The organism is Lysinibacillus sp. UBA6686 (assembly GCF_002455205.1).
GTDB classification, from domain to species: Bacteria; Bacillota; Bacilli; order Bacillales_A; family Planococcaceae; genus Lysinibacillus; species Lysinibacillus pakistanensis.
Genome location: NZ_DKJS01000085.1, coordinates 1 through 2,685, shown reverse-complemented (window position 1 = coordinate 2,685; position 2,685 = coordinate 1). Strand labels below are relative to the sequence as shown.

Here is a 2,685-nt window from a genome sequence, read left to right as displayed (position 1 = left end):
AACCCCAAAGCGGCTCCTTTCAGAAATCAATGGAGAAAGATCCATATGCCTTCCGGGTATCTACACTTCCCTCAGTGTTTTTAAAAGAAAGTCTGATTATCCGATGTGACGTAAAGCATAAATTTTCCGTTTGGAAATTTTATGCTTTATTTCTTTCTAGGAAATTTTATGGTTAATTATTTTATTAGATAGAAAAATATCGCTGAAAAGTTTTAGAGATAGATTAAAAAGAATTCTTCCTATTAATGTCAATTGCGATTTTGTACCCAGATTAAATGAATAAGGGGATATCTATATGGCATAAGACATAAACAGTTTAGCATTTACAAAATGTAATTATTATAGATTTTAAAAATGTTTAATCAAAATCATTTCATCTCTCTTAGGGGTAAAATGGATATTTATGCTACATTAAGAGGTATTATGAAATGATAAACTTAAAGTAGTCGGAAAAAAGTTCAAAATTGACGTGTCATAGTAGCACGCTCTCTTAATTTGATAGTTTAAGTTTACAAGTCCTTATTTTATCTGTCCAACTGAGGTCTACCAAAGAAATAGATGTAATAAGAAGGCTTGATTAAATATTTTGTTAATGTGGTGAATAGGAGAAAAATTAAAAAAGGATATCAGTAGGACTAGCATTAAATAAATTGTTTCGGAAATTTATAGATTTGTATCTATGTGAATTTTGATTAAATATATAATATTTCACATTTGGATATTTATGCTAATATATTATATGACGTTATGATGTTATACCTTAAACTAACAGCTACAATAGAGAAAGGGGATTGAATATGAATCAAATAGCGAAATTTTTAGAGGAATTACAATTTGAAGGTTATCATAATTATGAATCTGAAATTCGAAAATTTCAAGATGCAGAAAATTATCACTATGAAACTATGGCCTTTCAGTTTGCAATTAAACAGGATGTTGAAGATGGTTATGATTATGGCATCGGAAGTTATTTAACCCATTTTATGAGTTTGCCGATACTATATATCCAAGTTTAACTGATATCACTTGTGAGACTCTTAAATATTGGCAAAAACGAAGCGAAGAATCAAGAAGCCAATATCTTATTGCCAGATATTCCGATTTAGTATGGAATTTCTCAAAATTACACAGAGGCTGTATAAATAATCCATTCACATATGCAATTAAGGCTATTGATAATTATTTATTATTCCAAAGTGAAAGTAATAATAATAAAACAGATTTAGATATTAAACATTCAATTATTAGAGCTTTAAATTTAGCTAAGACTTTAAATCAACGAGAAAAATTAGAGCAAATTGCTCGAAAAATGATTGAGATTGAAAATGTTATGGAAGATAAACTAATTGGATTGTGGGGATTTTCTTACGATGAAATAATTGAAGGTGGTTTAGATATTTCTTTAGAATTTGAAGAAGAAATAATTGAATCTATGCTTCAAAGAGTCAATAGACTTATCCAAGAGGAACTAGAAAATAAAACTGATAATTTTCATGCAATCGAGTACGGGATAAGTAAATTGAAAAAATATTATTTTAAAAAAGATCAAACAACAGATGTAAGAAAATTACTCACAAAAATTGAAGAGGTCATTAATAATTCTAAACAATCGCAGTTGAAGGAATTTAGATATAATAAACTTTTAATTTATATCATTCTGATCAAATTCATGATGCTGATAATAGAATAATTAGAAAGATATCTGAGACTGCACAAAACAATGTTGAGATAATGAAGGAAACTACTTTTACAAAGTCAATAGATAGAGAAAAATACGAAACTTATATAAATAGCTACTATACACAAAACTTAGAGTTTGATTTAAAAATGCTTGCAGTAAGATTTATTCCTGATATAGATGATAATTTAAAAATGATTGAAGAAAGAAGAAAAAAGGGGATTGGTTTATTAAGCGAGTTAATTTCGCATGTGAAAATTAATAAAGATGGTATGCCTATTACTTCTTTAGATTTATCGAATAAACAAGATCGTTTAGCAAATCAACTAGAAATCACTATAGGAGTACAATCTTCATTTTTCAATGATATATTCAAGAAATTAATTCAAAAATATGAGTTAGATGCAAAAAAACTAGGAGATATTTTATTTACGTCACCTATTTTAATTGAAGAAAATCATCCAATTCTATTTTCAGGTTTAGAAAGTTATTTTAATGATAATTATATTGCGTTTGTTCATATTATGGTGCCATATATTGAATCTACTTTAAGAAATGTAATACATCTCACAGGGGATAGTATTTATAAATTAAATAAAAGTGGAGGATATGATGCACTTTTACTAGGAGATATTTTAAAAAGTAGTAAACACCCTTTTTTTACTATAACCTTTGACTGGGGCAACTGAGGATTCAAAATCCTTATGGTACTGTATTTCCTTCTATTTTCCGAAGCCAAATACGTGCCGGTTTCCATAGTACTGCTTTTAAGTACCTACTAATTTGTAGATACGTCCGTGAACTGTTTGTGTGAAGCTGTGCTAGCACGTTTAAGCAGTATACAATCATCGCAATGTACACCTGATTGTGCACTGCTTGCTCGCTTTGCCCGTAGAACTTTTAATGTTCAGATGCTGTTTCATCCACTTGAAAAACAGTTCAATTGCCCAGCGTGACTTATACAGTTCAGCGACTTCATCTGCACTTAAATCAAAACGATTCGTCAT

At 29.0% G+C, this 2,685-nt stretch carries 3 protein-coding genes and 2 pseudogenes; 4 read left to right on the top strand and 1 reads right to left on the bottom strand.

Annotated features, from left to right (window positions below):
• The 4 genes and pseudogenes from B2R82_RS22860 to B2R82_RS22845 form a co-directional block, all read left to right on the top strand.
• Positions 1–104: pseudogene (locus tag B2R82_RS22860) on the top strand (competence protein ComG); the annotation flags it as partial.
• Positions 105–797: 693 nt separating this feature from the next.
• Positions 798–1,016 carry a hypothetical protein gene (locus B2R82_RS22855; RefSeq protein ID WP_286927255.1) on the top strand — a complete coding sequence of 73 codons (219 nt, stop codon included), beginning with the start codon at positions 798–800 and terminating at the stop codon, positions 1,014–1,016.
• Positions 1,017–1,309: 293 nt separating this feature from the next.
• Positions 1,310–1,690: a hypothetical protein gene (locus B2R82_RS22850; RefSeq protein ID WP_286927253.1), complete on the top strand. Its 381-nt coding sequence runs from the start codon at positions 1,310–1,312 to the stop codon at positions 1,688–1,690.
• A 41-nt stretch (positions 1,691–1,731) separates the two neighbouring features.
• Complete coding sequence (locus B2R82_RS22845) at positions 1,732–2,367, top strand: hypothetical protein (protein ID WP_286927251.1); 636 nt, start codon at positions 1,732–1,734, stop codon at positions 2,365–2,367.
• Between the two features lie 13 nt (positions 2,368–2,380).
• On the opposite strand, the pseudogene B2R82_RS24135 reads toward B2R82_RS22845, so the two are convergent.
• Positions 2,381–2,685: pseudogene (locus B2R82_RS24135) on the bottom strand (transposase); the annotation flags it as partial.

Coding starts and splice junctions, on each gene's coding strand:
- B2R82_RS22850 (WP_286927253.1), top strand. CDS start 1,310: ATGATTGAGATTGAAAATGTTATGGAAGATAAACTAATTGGATTGTGG.
- B2R82_RS22855 (WP_286927255.1), top strand. CDS start 798: ATGAATCAAATAGCGAAATTTTTAGAGGAATTACAATTTGAAGGTTAT.
- B2R82_RS22845 (WP_286927251.1), top strand. CDS start 1,732: ATGAAGGAAACTACTTTTACAAAGTCAATAGATAGAGAAAAATACGAA.